Here is a 16,410-nt window from a genome sequence, read left to right on the forward strand (position 1 = left end):
TGAGCGGCTCGTTGTCTGCCGTTCAGGAAGCGCGGAGCGCGATCGCCGAAGTGGATACCGGTTCGGCGGCGAATTGCGCGACCATCAAGGACTCAGGCCACGGCCTGCTGGTCGGGCCCCTGCGCCGCCTCGCTGTGGCCGGCCAGGGCGTTCTCGATGGCGACATAGAGTCGCTGCAGCTCGATCGGCTTGGAGACGTGGCCGTCCATGCCGACGGCCAGGTACTGCTCGACCTGGTAGGTCATGGCGTTGGCGGTCAGGGCCAGGATGGGGATGCGCGGCAGGCAGCGCTGGCGTTCCTCGGCGCGGATGGTCTCGGTCGCCTCGACCCCGTCCATGACCGGCATCTGGATGTCCATCAGGATCAGGTCGAAGCCGCCGGTGCGCCAGGCGTCGACGGCGGCGGCGCCGTCGCCGGTGATGGTCAGGTCGATATCCAGCGGGTCGAGCACGGCGCGCAGGACCTTCTGGTTGGTCAGGTTGTCCTCGGCCGCCAGGATGCGCATCGGCCGGCCCTCGCCCTCCTCGGCCTCGCCGACGGCGGGGGCTTCGGGGATGATCAGCTCGCCGCGGGCCAGGGGCAGGTCGACGATGAAGGTCGAGCCCTCGCCCTCGGCGCTGCGGGCGACGATCTGGCCGCCCATCAGCTGGGTCAGCTCGCGGCAGATGGCCAGGCCCAGCCCGGTGCCGCCGAACTGGCGGGTGGTGGAGTTGTCGGCCTGGACGAACTTGTCGAACAGGGTCGGCAGCTTGTCGGAGGCGATGCCGACGCCGGTGTCGGCGACGGTCAGTCGCAGGACGCCGTTCGGACCCTGGCTGAAGCGGGCGGCGACCGCCCCCTCGACCGTGAACTTGATGGCGTTGCTGAGCAGGTTGCCGAGGATCTGGCGCAGGCGATCGCGGTCGCCGCGCCAGGCCCCGGCCACCTCCGGCTCGATGGTCAGGTCGAAGCGCAGGGTCTTTTCCTGGGCCATGACGCCGTAGATCTTGCGGCAGGCGTCGGCCAGTTCGGAGAGGTCGAAGTCGGCGGGGCTGAGCTCCAGCTTGCCGGCCTCGATCTTCGACAGGTCGAGCACGTCGTTGAGCACGGCCAGCAGCAGCTCGCCGGACTCGCGGATGACCCCCAGGCGCTCACGCTGGCGCTCATCGAGGTCACCGCGGCTCATGACGTCGGCCATGGCCAGCACGCCGTTCAGCGGGGTGCGGATCTCGTGGCTCATGTTGGCCAGGAACTGGCTCTTGGCGACATTGGCGCTGTCGGCCTGATCCCGGGCGGTGACCAGGGCGCCCATGGTCTCGCGAAGGTCGCGGTCGTTGGCCTCCAGCTTGGCAAGCAGCTGATTGAAGCTGCGGGCCAGACTCTGGAACAGGCCGTCGTCGGTGGTCTTTTCCTCGACCTGCTTGAACTGGCCGCTGTGCGCGACCTCTTCCATGGCCCGCGACAGCCGGTCGACGGGGGCGGTGATCCGGCGGGCCAGGCCTCGCGACAGGAACAGCGCCGCCCCGGCGGCGCCGAAGAACAGGGCCATGGTCAGGGCCAGAAAGCGCGGCAGCATCTTGGCCAGGCTGGGGTCCACAACCCCGATGCGAAGTTCGCCTACCCGGCGATTTTCGAAGACCACGGGTTCAGCAAGTATTTTGACACCCGCCTGGGTCGCGTCTTCTGTCTTCGCGGCGATAACCTTACCATTGGCGTCACGCAGTTCGGCCGAGACCACGGAGGCCGGCCTGGTCGCCGACTCCACCGCGGCACGGGCGCTGGCCAGGTCGCCGCGGGCCACGGCCGGGGCGGCGACGCCGGCCATGATCTTGGCCAGACCCCCTTGCGTGGCAACGGTTTGCTGCCGCGCTACTGTCCATTGCTGGAACAGGAAACTGGCGCAGGCGACCAGCAGCACGGCCAGGGTCGTGACCAGGGCCACGCTGGCGATCCGCGCCTGGAAGGGCGCGTGGTGCGTCGTGTCTTGCGATGGCGTCGGCTGCTGCATTTGCCCGAAGTCTTGGCCCCTGTTCCCGAGCCTTATCGCGCAATCTTCCTAACGCTTCGCTTCCACCGCGGATTCTCGTTCTGGGTGCGACAATGTTAACCATCGATTCACCTTGGACGAGTTTAAGATTTGATTTACTATCCTTACTGCCCGGTTAACCCGGGGTTTTCAGGAGGGTGAAAAAGTGGACAAGGCATTTGTGGCTCAACGCGTAGCCACCAAGTTGTTCTCGACCGAGAAGGCCGTTGACGCGGCCATGGTCGAAGCGGCTGAACTGCTGGCTGGGATGGTTGAAGCCCGTGCCCAGTTGAAGGTTTCGGCGATCACCGGCGACGCGGCGCAAGCCAAGCTGGTGGAGGCCATCTCGGCGCTCGGCCAGGCCCGCACTGCGGTCGTGGAAATGCACCGCGAACTGGCTGAAGTGAAGCTGCGTGTCGGCATCCGCACCAAGCTGATCGGCGTCGAAGACAAGCCGGAAGAAGACGCCAAGCCGAAGGGCCTGCTGCGCGAAGTCGGCTAAGCCGCGACCGCAGACTGTCTTTTTGGGAAACGCGCCGGCCGGAGGGTCCGGCGCGTTTTCTTTTGCCCGGATCACAAGACTCAGATTCTCCGCGCCCCTCAGGCTGGTCGGCCAACAAGGTTGCGATAGTTTAACTGGTATTGTGCTCAACAGCTTTCTAGAGCCGAGCCACATGCCCAATTACGTCATCGTTCAAATCGTCTGGATCGCCATCCTTGGCACCGTCATCTTTTCCATATGGAAGGGTGGTGTGGCCGAGCGGCTGGCCGGCTGCCTGATGGCGGCCGGGGCGGTTTACGGCTTTGGCGTCAAGATCGTGCCGCAGGAGTTCCAGACCCTGGCCCTGCTGACCGGCGACTTCCTGCTGGCCCTGGGCTTCCTGGGGCTGGCGGTGCGCTACGCCAGCCTGTGGCTGGGCGGGGCCATGCTGTTCCAGGCCGTGCAGTTCACCCTGCACGCCTGGTACATGCTGGGCGAGCGGCCGCGCGACATCTTCCACGGCGTGGTCAACAACCTCGACACCGTCGGCATCCTGGTCTGCCTGATCGTCGGCACCGCCACCGCCTGGCGCCGCCGCAACGCCGCCCTGGCCGCCGAGGCCTTGCGGGCCGAGCCCGCGCCAACCCTCTAGACCCCCGCCCCTCTAGACAGACGGCTTCTTCCAGGTCGTCAGACCGACCCCCAGCAGGATCAGGCCGAGCGCCGCGAAGGCGCTCCAGCCCGGCCGCTCGCCCATCAGCACCACGCCCAGCGCCGTCGCCCACAGGGGCGCCAGGTAGATGGACATGCTCATGAACACCGGCCCGCGCCGCTGGACCAGCCAGACGTAGCCGACGCTGCCGAGCGCCGTGGAGAAGACCCCCAGGGCTGTCACCGCCGCCAGGGCCTTGAGCGAGGGCATCGGCGGGATCGGCGTCGAGACCAGCGCCCCGACGATGGCGAACACCAGGCCGGTCAGCACCATCAGAAGGGCGCCGGCCGTCGAGCTCAGCACCGGCGCCTTGCGGGTGATGATGTTGGACACCGCATACATCAGCCCGCCGAGGATGGCCGCGCCGAGCGCCAGCCCCTCCACCGACCCACCGGCCATGGCCCGCGGCCAGACCAGCACCACCAGCCCGACGAAGCCCAGGGCCACGCCGATCCCCCGGCGCAGATTGAGCCGCTCCTCGGCCAGCAGCACATGGGCCAGGGCGGCGGTGAACAGCGGCGAGGAGCCGTTGCAGATGGCGTTGACGGCGCTGGGCAAGCCCTGGGCGGCGAAGGCGAACAGGAAGAAGGGCGCCGCCAGGCCGATCAGGCCGAGCGCCGCATACCAGGCCCAGGCCGGGTCCGGCCGGGGCCGCAGGCGCGGCAGACGCTCGCCCCGGGCCGCGCAGATCAGGCTGAGCACCAGGGTCGCCACAGACAGCCGCAGCACGGTGTTCCAGGCCGGCGGAATGTCGTGCACGGCGATCTTCAGGCCCGCGAAGGCCGAACCCCAGGCGATGACCAGGGCGGCCAGCACCAGCCAGTCGACGGCGGGCGCGGCGGGGCGCGAGGGAGCGGCGGGCGAGGTCATGGGAGGCTCTGTTAGGGGGCGTCGGAAGGGATGTCGCCTCAATCCCTGTTTCGGATTGCGCGCCGGCGCTGGGTAGACGGGAGGCGCCCCAGTTCAGAACGCTTGCCGGTCAAGCTCATCCAAGGATGCGAACTCGGAAACTTGGCTCAGTAGTTCCAACAGGAACCGGACAGCCACCGCAACATCACCCTCTTCCTGAACAATCCCGTAGAGATAGGCGCCTGGAAACACCCGATCCAGGAAGTCGTCCGGGATCACGAGAGACCAACCGTCCAGCGTGATGCGCACGTAGGGGTCTAGCACCCCGATCATCATCCGCCGCCGATCGTGTCGTATCCCGACATCGATGGATAGCGCTCCCTTTGTCATGCCCAGAATCGGGCGAAGGGTGCGGACACCCGGAGCCCCGCGTTGCTCAACCGACCAGCCGAGTTTCGACCCGATCGTCGTCAGAACTTCAGAGACTTGGCCGGCCTGGATTTCATAGCGGTCGGGTTCGACACCCCGCCCCTTCCACCTTTCGGCGATCAACCGCGTGGATAGAGACCTTCTTCTGTCCGCCGGGCCCTCGATAAGGCGGGAGTGGAACAAGGCGTGGGGCAACAGCTTCCTGAAATCCGGGCGCGAAGCGTCCCACATGACCAGCGGGATGCCATCCAAATATGCCGAGCGATAAGTGGCGGAGCGGACTAGATACCGGGACACCGGCTCACCGATAAATCCAGAGCACACCGACTCCCGCGTTATTTCGGAGAAATAGATGTCGGGATCGATGTCATCGAGGCGATCATCCTCGATCTGCGAAATCAGCGACCAATAGTGGACCTTGTAGACAGCCGGTAGCGTCCACCCTTTACCAGCCCAGACTTCGCTCGCGGTCGGGCCCAATAGTCCGGAAAATACTGCTCCGATTCGACGGTTGTCGATCCTGGCCCGTTCTATCTCGGACGCGTCTACGCTCATGCTGTCCTCTGCGCCCACACCGGAAGACGATTCCACGACTCGATCTCGAAAGCATCAACTCCCTGATCTCCGCGTCAGAAAATCTCCGCTTGCCGCGCCGCACAAATTCCTGTCTGTGAGCGGCGGGCCAGGCCTCCCCAACGAGGCCCAGTCCATCTGTGAGGATGGGAGACATCGCTATGACCAATACCCTGGCCACGCCAGAGGTGCGCCCCGCGCGCCCCGAATTTTCGTCCGGCCCCTGCGCCAAGCGCCCCGGATGGACCCCCGAAAACCTGAAGGACGCCGTGCTCGGCCGCTCGCACCGGGGCAAACCCGGCAAGGCGGCGCTGAAAGGCGCCATCGACCAGACCCGCGAGATACTCGAGGTCCCGGCCGACTATCTGATCGGCATCGTGCCCGGCTCCGACACCGGCGCCGTCGAGATGGCCCTGTGGTCGCTGCTGGGCCCGCGCCCGGTGCAGCTGCTGGCCTTCGAGAGCTTTGGCAAGGACTGGGTGACCGACGTCACCAAGCAGCTGAAGCTGCCGGACGTCGAGGTGCTCGACGCCCCCTACGGCCTGCTGCCGGACCTGACCAAGGTGCGCCCCGACGCCGACCTGGTGTTCACCTGGAACGGCACCACCTCGGGCGTGCGCGTGCCGAACGGCGACTTTATCGCCGCCGACCGGACGGGCCTGACCATCTGCGACGCCACCAGCGCCGCCTTCGCCCAGGCGCTCGACTGGGCCAAGCTCGATGTCGTCACCTTCAGCTGGCAGAAGGCGCTCGGCGGGGAGGCCGCCCACGGCGTGCTCATCCTGTCACCCCGCGCCGTCGCGCGGCTGGAGAGCCACACCCCGGCCTGGCCGATGCCCAAGCTGTTCCGCATGACCAAGGGTGGCAAGATCAACGCCGAGATCTTCGAAGGCGCGACGATCAACACCCCCTCCATGCTCTGCGTCGAGGACTACCTGGACGCGCTGGCCTGGTCGAAGGACGTCGGCGGCCTCAAGGGTCTCAATGCTCGCGCCGACGCCAACTTCGCGGCCCTCGCCGCCTGGGTGGAAAAAACGCCCTGGGTCGACTTCCTGGCGGCCGATCCGGCCACCCGCTCCAACACCAGTGTCTGCCTCAAGGTCGTCGATCCCCGCATCGCCGTCCTGCCCGCCGACGCCCAGGCCGACTTCGCCAAGAAGCTGGCTTCGGTGCTGGAGAAGGAGAAGGCGGCCTACGACATCGGCGGCTATCGCGACGCGCCTCCGGGCCTTCGCATCTGGTGCGGCTGCACCATCGAGACCGCCGACATCGAGGCCCTGACCCCCTGGCTGGACTGGGCCTTCGCCTCCGTCTCCGCCGACCTCGCCTCGGCCTGAAATCTTTCCCCGCTCCTCCCCCCTCGGGGGAGGGGGACCGTCGCCGCAGGCGATGGTGGAGGGGGTCCCCCACGACATTTGAAGGAGGCGCCCATGCCCCGCGTTCTGATTGCTGACAAACTGTCGCCCGCCGCCGTCGAAATCTTCGCCAAGCGGGGGGTCCAGGCCGATGTGAAGACCGGCCTATCGAAGGAGGAACTGCTCAAGATCATCGGCGACTACGACGGCCTCGCCGTCCGCAGCGCCACCAAGGCCGACAAGGATGTGCTGGCCGCCGCGGTCAACATGAAGGTCATCGGCCGGGCCGGCATCGGGGTCGACAATGTCGACATCCCGGCCGCCACCGCCAAGGGCATCGTGGTCATGAACACCCCGTTCGGCAACTCGATCACCACCGCCGAGCACGCCATCGCCATGATGTTCGCGCTTGCCCGCGAGCTGCCCGCCGCCGACGCCTCCACCCAGGCCGGCAAGTGGGAGAAGAACCGCTTCATGGGGGTGGAGCTCTACAACAAGACCCTCGGCCTGATCGGCTGCGGCAACATCGGCAGCCTGGTGGCCGAACGGGCCCTGGGCCTGAAGATGAAGGTCATCGCCTACGACCCCTTCCTGTCGCCGGAACGGGCCGTCGAGCTGGGCGTCGAGAAGGTCGAGCTGGACGAACTGATCGCCCGGGCCGAGTTCATCACCCTGCACACACCGCTTACCGACAAGACCCGCAACATCCTCTCGGCCGAAGCCCTGCAGAAAACCCGCAAGGGCGTCCGCATCATCAACTGCGCCCGCGGCGGCCTGGTCGATGAGGCGGCCCTGCGCGCCGGCCTCGACTCAGGCCACATCGGCGGTGCGGCCTTCGACGTCTTCGTCACTGAGCCGGCCACCGACAACCCGCTGTTCGGCGCCCCCAACTTCATCGCCACCCCGCACCTGGGCGCCAGCACCGCCGAGGCCCAGGAGAATGTGGCCCTGCAGGTGGCCGAGCAGATCAGCGACTACCTGCTGACCGGGGCGATCACCAACGCCCTCAACAGCCCCTCGATCACCGCCGACGAGGCCCCCAAGCTGAAGCCCTTCGTGGCCCTGGCCGAAAAGCTGGGCCTGTTCGCCGGCCAGATGATGGATCCGGGCCTGAAGGCCATCGAGGTCGCCTACATCGGCGTTGTGGCCGGCCTGAACGTCAAGCCGATGACGGCGGCCGCCCTGGCCGGCGTGCTTCGCCCGATGCTGGCCGAGATCAACATGGTCAGCGCCCCGGCGATCGCCAAGGAGCGCGGCGTGACGGTCTCCGAGAACCGCCAGGAGCTGTCGCCCGTCTATGACAGCCTGATCCGCATCACCATCACCACCGAGGAGGGCGAGAAGTCCTTCGCCGGAGCGGTGATCGGCGGCGTGCCGCGCATCGTCGAGGTCAAGGGCATGGAGCTGGACGCCCCGTTCGGCGACGCCATGCTCTACGTCAACAACCTCGACAAACCGGGCTTCATCGGGGCCCTGGGCGGCATGCTGGGCGAGGCGGCGGTCAACATCGCCACCTTCAACCTCGGCCGCGTCGGGGCCGGCGACGACGCCATCGCCCTGGTCGGCGTCGACCAGGCCCCGGACGGCGAACTGCTGGCCCGGATTCAGGCGCTGCCGCACGTGAAAGAGGTTCGGGCGCTGGTGTTCTGAGGGCACAGGCGGCGGTCCCAAGCAACGCTCCCCCCGCGAGCGGGGGGAGGACCGCTCTGGAGCCCCAAGCGACAGAGCAGGAGGGGGCAAGTCTGTTTCAGGCAAGCCCCCCTGCCGCCGGTGGGGCCCGCCTCCTGGTTTCTCGCTAAGGCTCGAAACCTGTCCTCCGCCCGCTATCGCGGGTGGAGAGTTTGTCTTTCCCGCCCCGCTTGACGGTTGATGAACACCCGGCCCTACTCCCCCGGTCGGGGAGCCCATCATGATCAGCCGCTTCTTTCGCCTGGCCGAGAACGGAACCAGCGTCCGCACCGAACTCCTGGCCGGCGTCACCACCTTCCTGACCATGGCCTACATCATCCTGGTCAACCCCGGCATCCTCGGCCAAGCGGGCATGCCCGCCGCGGCCGTGGTGGTGGCCACCTGCCTGGCGGCGGGGATCGGTTCGATCCTGATGGGCCTCATCGCCAACTACCCCATCGCCCTGGCCCCCGGCATGGGGTTGAACGCCTACTTCACCTACACCGTGGTGCTGGGCATGGGCCTGCCCTGGCAGACCGCCCTGGGCGCTGTGTTCATCTCCGGCGCGGCCTTCCTGCTGATGACCCTGGCGGGCCTGCGGCAGCTGATCATCGGGGCCATCCCCCGGCCCCTGTTCGCCTCCATCGCCGCCGGCATCGGCCTGTTCATCGCCTTCATCGGCCTGAAGAACGCCGGCATCGTCGTCGCCCACCCGGCCACCACCGTGGCGCTGGGCGACCTGACCGCACCGGCCGCCCTCGTCGCCCTGCTCGGCCTGGCGGTCATCGCCCTGCTGCAGGTCTGGGGTGTCCGCGCCGCCATCCTGATAGGCATCGTCGTCGCCAGCCTGGTCGGCTGGCTGGTCGGGCTGGTCGTCTTCAAGGTCGAGCCCATCGACCCGGCCGCCCTGACCGCCACCCTGTTCAAGGCCGACGTCCCCGCCGCCCTGGGCCTGGGGCCGGGCGGCAAGGGCCTCAGCATCGGCCTGGTCGAGATCCTGTTCGTCTTCCTGTTCGTCGACCTGTTCGACAACCTCGGCACCCTGGTCGCCGTCTCCAAGCGGGCCGGCCTGGTCCAGCCCGACGGCTCCATCCCGCGGCTGAACCGCATCTTCGCCGCCGACAGCCTGGCGACCATGATCGGCGCCGCGGCCGGCACCAGCACCACGGTCAGCTACATCGAGAGCGCCGCCGGAGTCTCGGCCGGGGGCCGCACCGGCCTGACCGCCGTGGTCACCGGCCTGCTGTTCTTAGCGGCCATCGCCTTCGCACCCTTCGCCAGCGCCATTCCCACCGCCGCCACGGCGCCGGCCCTGATCCTGGTCGGGGCCCTGATGATGGCCCCGCTGGCCGAGTCCGACTGGACCGACCCGCAGGTCGCCATCCCCGCTTTCCTGACCCTGATCATGATCCCGCTGACCTTCTCGATCGCCAACGGCCTGGCCATGGGCATCATCAGCTTCGCGGTGCTGAAGATCGTCCGGCCGCGCCCGGCGGTGGCGCCGCCTGAGGGCTTCCTCGGCCGCCGGGTGCTGGGGGTCAGTTTCGGCGACCTCTTCCTCTACGCCCTGGCGGCGCTGTGCGTGGCGCGCTTCGTCTGGCTGGGCGGGGAATAGACGTTTGCGCGGGTGGCCCCTTTCGGCTAGAGAACCGCTCCCTGATCAAGGCACCCGTAGCTCAGCTGGATAGAGCGCTGCCCTCCGAAGGCAGAGGTCACACGTTCGAATCGTGTCGGGTGCGCCAGGGATTTCAACAGATTGCGAGACGCTGGCGGTCGGCTGAAAAGCCGCCGGCGCCACACCTGGGGAGATGCGGCGCCGGCGGGCCGGCTGCTGGACCGGACCATCGCGCGGGGCCTATCGCGCTGACCACGCCGGACGGGCTCGAAACGCCTGGCGAGGCTGGGCCGATGTCTATCGCGGGCGGAGGCGGCCTTCTCGCTCGGGCCTGCAACATCCTTTGCCCGCAGGCGCAGAACGCGCGCGCGCCGCGCGTTGAGGCGGCTTTTGATCGATCCCGCAGCTTCAATTGCCTGTCAGTGCGAAGTTGCGCCGTTCTTCCCCTGGGGCGTTGCGGGGAAGATTTTCCTCGGAGACAAGGCCTTCAGGAGAACAATCGCAACGCCACACGGCAAACTGGACAACAGGACATGGCTGCTCTTGACCCGACCGACCGCCGCATCCTGGCCATCCTGCAGGACGACGCCACCGTCTCGATCGCGGAGCTGGCCAGTCGTGTGAACCTGTCCCAGACCCCGTGCTGGAAACGCGTGAAACGCCTCCAGGACACCGGCGTGATCCAACGGCGCGTCGCCCTGGTCAACCGGGACGCGCTCGACCTGTCGCTGGTCGTCTTCGTGACCGTCAAGACCGGCCGCCATGACGACAGCTGGCTGGATTCCTTCGCCAAGGGGGCCGGCGGTCTTCAGGAGGTCGTCGAATTCTACCGCATGAGCGGCGACGTCGATTACCTCCTCAAGGTGATCGTCCAGGACATGGCGGCCTACGACCGCTTCTACAAGCGGCTGATCTCGACCGCGCCGCTGACCGACGTCTCCTCCAGCTTCGCCATGGAGCAGATCAAGTTCACGACCGCCCTGCCGGTCAGGATCGGATAGGCCGTTCTCCCAAAAAGTGGGCCGGGAGAATGAGCTTCTCCCAAACCGGCCCCGCGGCGCCTCCGCGTTCTCCGCAAGCCGGGCTTTGCCGCCCAATTGGGAAACCGCCTCATGGCGCAGGCGCCTACCCTGCCTGCCTCAGGATATCGGAGGCAGCATGTATCGGCGTCTGTTCGTCAATCATCCGAGGTCGGTCAACGAGACCTACCTTGAGCATATGGGCATGTCGGCCTCGTTCGGCGGCGCCATGCTGCTCGGCGCCCTGGCCTGCCTGGTGCATGCGGTCATCCCGGGGCTTTGCACCACGACCGGAAGCTCGGTCGTGGCGCGGCTGTACGAGCGCATGGTGACCAACCGGACGGGCCAGGCCGGCGGCGCCGACCAGGGTGGCGTCAATGCTTGATCAGCTCGCCCCGGCAAGAACCGACTCCCTGATGGAGCTTGCGCAGCTGATGCAGGCCGATCCCCGGGCGGACAAGGTCGACCTCGGGGTCGGCACCTATCGCGACGAGGCCGGCGCCATCCCGATCATGCGGGCGGTCAAGCTGGCCGAGCAGAGGCTGATCGGGGAGCAGCGCTCCAAGGGGTACCTGGGACCGGTCGGCGACCGGGACTTCACCCTGCTGCTGCAGAACGCCCTGTTCGACCTGCCGGGTCCTGTCGCCGAGCGCATGGCGCGGGTGCAGACGCCCGGCGGAACCGGCGCCCTGCGCCTCGCCCTGCAGCTGCTGGCCGACGCCAACCCCGGGGCCCGGGTGTGGATCGGCGTCCCGACCTGGCCGGCCCACGCGCCGATCATCCAGGCCTGCGGCCTGGCCGTCAGGACCTACGAGCACCTCGACGCGCGCGGGCGGTTCAACATCCAGGAGCTGGAGGCGGCGCTGGAAGAAGCCGTCGCCGGCGACATCGTCCTGCTGCATGGCTGCTGCCACAACCCGACCGGCGTCGACCTGCCGGCCGCCAGCTGGGCCTGCGTCGCGGCCGCCGCCGCCCGGAAGGGCCTGCTGCCGCTGGTCGACCTGGCCTATCCGGGTCTCGGCGATGGCGTCGAACAGGATGTGGCGGGCGTCGCCGCCCTGCTGTCGAGCTGTGAGAGCGCCCTCGTCGCGGTGTCCTGCTCCAAGAGCTTTGGCCTCTACCGGGACCGGACCGGGGCCCTGATGATGCTGAGCGGCGCGAGCCGATCGAGCGCCAACGTCGAGAAGGTGGCCGCCGCCCATGCCCGGCTGCTGTGGTCGAATCCGCCGGATCACGGCGCGGCGGTCGCGCGGATCATCCTGTCCTCCCCGGATCTGGTTCCGGTCTGGCGCGCGGAGCTGGACGCCATGCGGGTCAGGGTCAACCAGGTGCGCGCCGCGATGGCGGCCCTGCCCCTGCTGCGCATCAACCTGTCCGATCTGACCCGCCAGCGCGGCATGTTCGCCGTGCTGCCGATCGCCGGGGATGACGTCCGCCTGCTGCGGGAGCGCCATGCGATCTATGTGGACGCCTCCCGCCGCATCAACGTCGCCGGCCTGAACGATGGCAACCTGGGTCGCTTCTCGGCGGCGCTGGCCGAGATCGATGAGCAGCGCGCCTACGCCTAGCCGGCTTTAGAGGCGCCAGACCAGCAGCAGGCCGATACCGATCAGGACGGCCAGCGACAGGACGGCGACCGCCGCGACCCGTCCGCCGGACCGCGCCACCTGGCCAAGCTGGGTCTGCAGGCCGAGCCCGGCCATGGCGACCACCGTCAGCAGACCCGACGCCGAGGCGAACATGATCAGCAGGGCCGGCGGAAAGAGGCCCAGCAGCCTGAGGCCCGCCATGACCAGGAAGCCGATGATGAACCAGGGAACCAGCCGGCCGAAGTCGAACGCCTTTCCCGCCCCCGGCCGGCCGACGAAGAGCGACAGCGCCAGGACCACGGGCCCCAGCATGAGAACCCGCACCAGCTTGACCACCGCCCCGGTCTGCATGGCGACCGGTCCGAAGGGCGCGGCGGCGGCGAGGACCTGCGGGACGGCATAGACCGTCAGCCCGGCCAGGAAGCCGAACGATGCGGGCGCGAGGCCGAGCGCGACGCCGAGCAGCGGCAGGGCCAGCACCACAACGACGCCCAGGATGGCGGTGAAGGCGATGGAGGCGGCGACGTCCTCGCCGTCGGCGTCGATGACCGGCGCGATGGCGGCGATCGCCGAGTTGCCGCAGATGGCGTTGCCGCAGGCGGTCAGCAGGGCCAGCCGCCAGCCGAGGCCGAACAGCCGGCCAATGCCGTAGCCGACACCGATGCCGACGACGACCAGCAGGACGATGCCGACCGCCGCCCAAGCCCCCAGCGACTGCAGGGTGGCGGCGCTGACCGAGGCGCCCAGCAGGACGACGGCGACTTCCAGCAGGGTCCTGGCGCTGAAATCGATACCCGGCGCCCAGCGGCTTCCGGGCGTCCAGACCAGGCGAACGAGCGCCCCGAGCAGGATGGCCAGCACCAGGGGCTCCAGCCAGGCGCGGCCGAACAAGGCCGTCTCCATCCGGGCGAGGAGGATGGCCGGAAGGGTCAGCAGGGCGCAGGCCAGCACCCCGGGGGCGTGTCGCCGGACGAAGTCCAGGGGACGAAGGCGCGTGCGGTCGAAGGCAAAGGCGAAAGCCGTCATTGCCTTCGAATGCGCCGTCGTTACATATCACTCCAACTGATTGTTTTGCTCATTTCAATATGATTTGGAGAACGAATTGAACTTCGAACGCCTGCGGATCTTCGTGGCGGTGGCGGAGCGCGAGCATGTCACCGAGGCGGCGCGGTCGCTGAACCTGACGCAGTCCGCGGTCTCCAACGCCCTCAGCGTCTTTGAAGCGGAGCATTCGGTGCGGCTCTTCGACCGGGTCGGACGCGGCATCAGCCTGAACGCCGTCGGCCGGGCCTTCCTGCCGGAGGCAAAGGCGGTGCTGGCCCGCGCGGCGGCGGCGGCGGCGGCGCTGGCCGACATGAGCTCCCTGCGCGGCGGCCGCCTGGCCATCTTCGCCAGCCAGACGATCGCCAGCTACTGGCTGCCAAGGCGGCTGGTGGACTTCCATGCCGCCCACCCCGGCATCGAGCTGAACGTCGCCATCGGCAATACCCGGGAAGCCATGGAGGCCGTCCTCAGCGGCGCGGCCGAAATCGGCCTGGTTGAAGGCGAGGTGGACGATCCGGCCCTCAGCAAATCCCGCGTCGGCGCCGATCGGCTGGCGGTGCTGGTCACGGCCGATCACCCTTGGGCGGGGCGTTCGCGGCTGGAGGCGGCCGATCTGGTGACCCAGCCCTGGATTCTGCGGGAGGCCGGTTCCGGAACGCGATCCACCCTGGAGGCGGCGTTGCGGGCGGCGGGCGTCGATCCCCGCGACCTGGACGTCGCCATGACCCTGCCGGCCAACGAGGCGGTCCTCGCCGCCACCGAGGCGGGGGCCGGCGCCACCGCCCTGTCGGAGAGCGTGGCCCGGGCCTCGCTGGCCGCCGGCCGGCTGGTGGAGGTCGCCTTCCCCCTGCCCGAGCGGCCCTTCCGGCTGATCCGCCACAAGGAACGCTACCGCAGCCGGGCCGGCGACGCCTTCATCGACGTCTGCACCGCCATCACCCCTTGAAGACCGCCATCGGGGCGGCGCATGACAGGCGGCGCCCGGCGCGGAGAACGGCAATCATGAGGGTCCTGCTGGTCGAGGACGAACCGGAGATGGTCTCCGCCCTGCGGGCGGCGCTGCGCGGCCATAACATCCTGCTCGACCATGCCGCCACCCTGGCCGAGGCGGAGGCCCTGGCGGCGGCCTCGCCCTTCGACGCCCTGGTGCTCGACCGCCAGCTTCCAGACGGCGATGGCCTGACCCTGATCCCCAAGCTGCGGGCCAGGAAGAACACCGTCCCGGTGCTGGTGCTGACCGCTCGGGGCGACATCCCCGACCGGGTCGAGGGCCTGAACTTCGGGGCCGACGACTACCTGACCAAACCCTTCGCCGTGGAGGAGCTGCTGGCCCGCCTGCGGGCGCTGGCGCGGCGGCCCTCGGACCTGCAGAGCGACATCGTCACGGCGGGACGCCTGTCCTTCAACCACGTCAATCGCGACGCCAGGGTCGGCGAGGCCGCCCTCGACCTGACGCGGCGGGAGCTGCTGGTGCTGGAGGCGCTTCTGCGCAACTTTGGGCGCATGGTTCCCAGGGCGTCGCTGATGGACTCGGTCTTCTCCATGGACGATGAGGTCCAGCCCAACGCGCTGGACATCCACGTCTCCCGCCTCAGGAAGAAGCTGGCCGCGGCGCAAACCGGCCTGGTGGTCAATGTGGTGCGGGGCGTCGGCTACCTGCTGAGAGAGGACGTATGAACCTCCTTCGGCCGGGCTCGCTGAAAGGCTGGCTCGTCACCCGCCTGTCGCTGGCGCAGTGGCTCATCCTGACGGTGTTCATCGGCCTCAACGCGGCCGTCGGGTCGGCCATGTGGATCGCCGGCTACGGCATCTACGAGACCAGCATCGCCGCCGCCTTCGAGAAGGCGGTCCATCGCGGCGCCGACGGCGGCCTGGTCGTCACCAACACGCCCGCGCTGACCCGTCTGCGCACCCAGGCCCCCGACTTCTGGTTCATCATCCGGGATGGGGCCGGTCACCGGCTTTCGCAGGGTGCTCCGCCGGCGGAGGTCGTGCGTCGGCTGCCGACGCTTGAAACCCTTGAGTACGGCCGCCTCGTCATCAACCCCCATCACACGGCGCCGGCCCCGCCGGTCGCCATCATCCGGATGATCGAGACGGACGCCGGCCCTGTCCAGATGATCACCAGCGGCAAGGGGCGGGCGACCTTCTGGCAGGCGGCCGAGGTGATGGTGAAACCGGCGGTCCTGTATACCCTGATCATCTCCATGGTGACCGCGTCGGTCCTGTTTCTCCTGACGCCGTTCGTCGTCCGGCGGGCCTTGAGGGGCCTTGAGCGCGCCGCCGAGGAGGTCAGGCGGATCGACGTCGACCGCATCGGGACCCGTCTCAGCCTGGAGGGGGTTCCGGCCGAGATCCTGCCCTTCGCCCGCACCATCAACGACACCCTTGAGCGGCTCGACAAGGGCTATGAGGCCCGCAAGCGCTTCCTGGCCGACGCTGCCCACGAACTGCGGACGCCGATCGCCATCCTGGCCACCCGCCTGGCCGCCCTGCCGGCCGGGGCGGACCGATCCCGCCTGCTCGAGGACGCCGCGCGGCTGACGGCGTTGACCGACCAGCTGCTCGACCTGCAGCGGCTGGAAATGCAGAAGACGCCATTCACGCGAATCAACCTGGTCGGTCTCGCCGAGCGCGTGGTTCGCGACCTGGCGCCCCTCACCTTCGGGGCGGGCTACGAGATGGCCTTCGAGCCGGAGGCGCCGACGGTGCTGATCGAGGGCGACGAACTGGCGGTCGAACGCGCCCTGACCAACCTGGTCCAGAACGCCATCAACCACGGCGGCCGTCAGGGAACCATCTCGGTGCGTGTCTCCACCGCCGGCTGGGTGGAGGTCGCCGATGAGGGCGCGGGCATTCCGGAGGCCGAACGCGAGCACATCTTCGAACCCTTCCGGCGGCTGGGACCGGAGGGACGCGGCGCGGGCCTGGGGCTGGACCTGGTTCGACGGATCATGACGCTTCACGGGGGGCGGGTGGAGGTGATGCCCGCCGCCGCCCGGGGGGCGAGCTTCCGGCTGATCTTCCCGCTGGAGCCCGCGACCTAGCAGGGATTGTCCTGTGGCCCCCG

General features: G+C 68.5%; 15 protein-coding genes and 1 tRNA gene. 12 read left to right on the plus strand and 4 right to left on the minus strand.

Features of this window, described 5'->3' with window-relative positions; genetic code table 11:
* Positions 1–92: 92 nt before the first annotated feature.
* Entirely contained in the window at positions 93–1,988 is a 1,896-nt protein-coding gene (locus AC1RSK_RS14220; protein ID WP_492908219.1) for an ATP-binding protein, read from the minus strand.
* A 184-nt stretch (positions 1,989–2,172) separates the two neighbouring features.
* On the opposite strand from AC1RSK_RS14220, the gene AC1RSK_RS14225 reads away from it, so the two are divergent.
* On the plus strand, positions 2,173–2,508 hold the full coding sequence (locus tag AC1RSK_RS14225; RefSeq protein ID WP_492908220.1) for a hypothetical protein: 336 nt from the start codon (positions 2,173–2,175) through the stop codon (positions 2,506–2,508).
* A gap of 172 nt (positions 2,509–2,680) precedes the next feature.
* Positions 2,681–3,139: a hypothetical protein gene (locus AC1RSK_RS14230; RefSeq protein ID WP_492908222.1), complete on the plus strand. Its 459-nt coding sequence runs from the start codon at positions 2,681–2,683 to the stop codon at positions 3,137–3,139.
* A gap of 12 nt (positions 3,140–3,151) precedes the next feature.
* Here the strand turns inward: AC1RSK_RS14230 and AC1RSK_RS14235 are convergent, their stop codons facing one another.
* Both AC1RSK_RS14235 and AC1RSK_RS14240 read right to left on the minus strand, forming a co-directional pair.
* Positions 3,152–4,069, minus strand: a complete 918-nt coding sequence (locus tag AC1RSK_RS14235; RefSeq protein WP_492908223.1) for a DMT family transporter — start codon at positions 4,067–4,069, stop codon at positions 3,152–3,154.
* 93 nt (positions 4,070–4,162) lie between these two features.
* Positions 4,163–5,032, minus strand: coding sequence for a hypothetical protein (locus AC1RSK_RS14240; RefSeq protein WP_492908224.1), 870 nt, complete (start codon positions 5,030–5,032; stop codon positions 4,163–4,165).
* Positions 5,033–5,211: 179 nt separating this feature from the next.
* Here AC1RSK_RS14240 and AC1RSK_RS14245 point away from each other — a divergent pair, with 179 nt between their 5' ends.
* The 7 genes from AC1RSK_RS14245 (at position 5,212) to AC1RSK_RS14275 (ending at position 12,275) form a co-directional block, all read left to right on the plus strand.
* Positions 5,212–6,387 (plus strand): phosphoserine transaminase, encoded by a 1,176-nt coding sequence (locus AC1RSK_RS14245; RefSeq protein WP_492908225.1) that lies wholly within the window; start codon positions 5,212–5,214, stop codon positions 6,385–6,387.
* Between the two features lie 93 nt (positions 6,388–6,480).
* A complete protein-coding gene (gene serA, locus AC1RSK_RS14250) occupies positions 6,481–8,055 on the plus strand; it encodes a phosphoglycerate dehydrogenase (RefSeq protein ID WP_492908226.1) in 1,575 nt (524 codons plus the stop codon).
* Positions 8,056–8,314: 259 nt separating this feature from the next.
* Positions 8,315–9,688, plus strand: coding sequence for an NCS2 family permease (locus AC1RSK_RS14255; protein ID WP_492908227.1), 1,374 nt, complete (start codon positions 8,315–8,317; stop codon positions 9,686–9,688).
* 50 nt (positions 9,689–9,738) lie between these two features.
* Positions 9,739–9,815: transfer RNA gene (locus AC1RSK_RS14260), tRNA-Arg, on the plus strand.
* A gap of 406 nt (positions 9,816–10,221) precedes the next feature.
* Positions 10,222–10,689 (plus strand): Lrp/AsnC family transcriptional regulator, encoded by a 468-nt coding sequence (locus AC1RSK_RS14265; protein ID WP_492908228.1) that lies wholly within the window; start codon positions 10,222–10,224, stop codon positions 10,687–10,689.
* 157 nt (positions 10,690–10,846) lie between these two features.
* Positions 10,847–11,092: a DUF6356 family protein gene (locus AC1RSK_RS14270; RefSeq protein ID WP_492908229.1), complete on the plus strand. Its 246-nt coding sequence runs from the start codon at positions 10,847–10,849 to the stop codon at positions 11,090–11,092.
* Entirely contained in the window at positions 11,085–12,275 is a 1,191-nt protein-coding gene (locus AC1RSK_RS14275) for an aromatic amino acid transaminase (protein ID WP_492908230.1), read from the plus strand. The genes AC1RSK_RS14270 and AC1RSK_RS14275 overlap by 8 nt, the downstream gene beginning before the upstream one ends.
* Before the next feature lie 6 nt (positions 12,276–12,281).
* On the opposite strand, the gene AC1RSK_RS14280 is transcribed toward AC1RSK_RS14275, so the two are convergent.
* On the minus strand, positions 12,282–13,322 hold the full coding sequence (locus AC1RSK_RS14280; protein ID WP_492908231.1) for a YeiH family protein: 1,041 nt from the start codon (positions 13,320–13,322) through the stop codon (positions 12,282–12,284).
* 76 nt (positions 13,323–13,398) lie between these two features.
* Between AC1RSK_RS14280 and AC1RSK_RS14285 the strand changes: the two genes are divergently transcribed.
* The 3 genes from AC1RSK_RS14285 to AC1RSK_RS14295 are packed head-to-tail and all read left to right on the plus strand — an operon-like array spanning position 13,399 to position 16,387.
* Positions 13,399–14,286, plus strand: coding sequence for a LysR family transcriptional regulator (locus AC1RSK_RS14285; protein ID WP_492908232.1), 888 nt, complete (start codon positions 13,399–13,401; stop codon positions 14,284–14,286).
* 56 nt (positions 14,287–14,342) lie between these two features.
* A complete protein-coding gene (locus tag AC1RSK_RS14290) occupies positions 14,343–15,017 on the plus strand; it encodes a response regulator transcription factor (protein ID WP_492908233.1) in 675 nt (224 codons plus the stop codon).
* Positions 15,014–16,387, plus strand: coding sequence for a sensor histidine kinase (locus AC1RSK_RS14295; RefSeq protein ID WP_492908234.1), 1,374 nt, complete (start codon positions 15,014–15,016; stop codon positions 16,385–16,387). Before AC1RSK_RS14290 ends, AC1RSK_RS14295 begins: the two co-directional genes overlap by 4 nt.
* Positions 16,388–16,410 lie beyond the last annotated feature (23 nt).

It is taken from the genome of Caulobacter sp. GW821-FHT11A05, assembly GCF_058809015.1.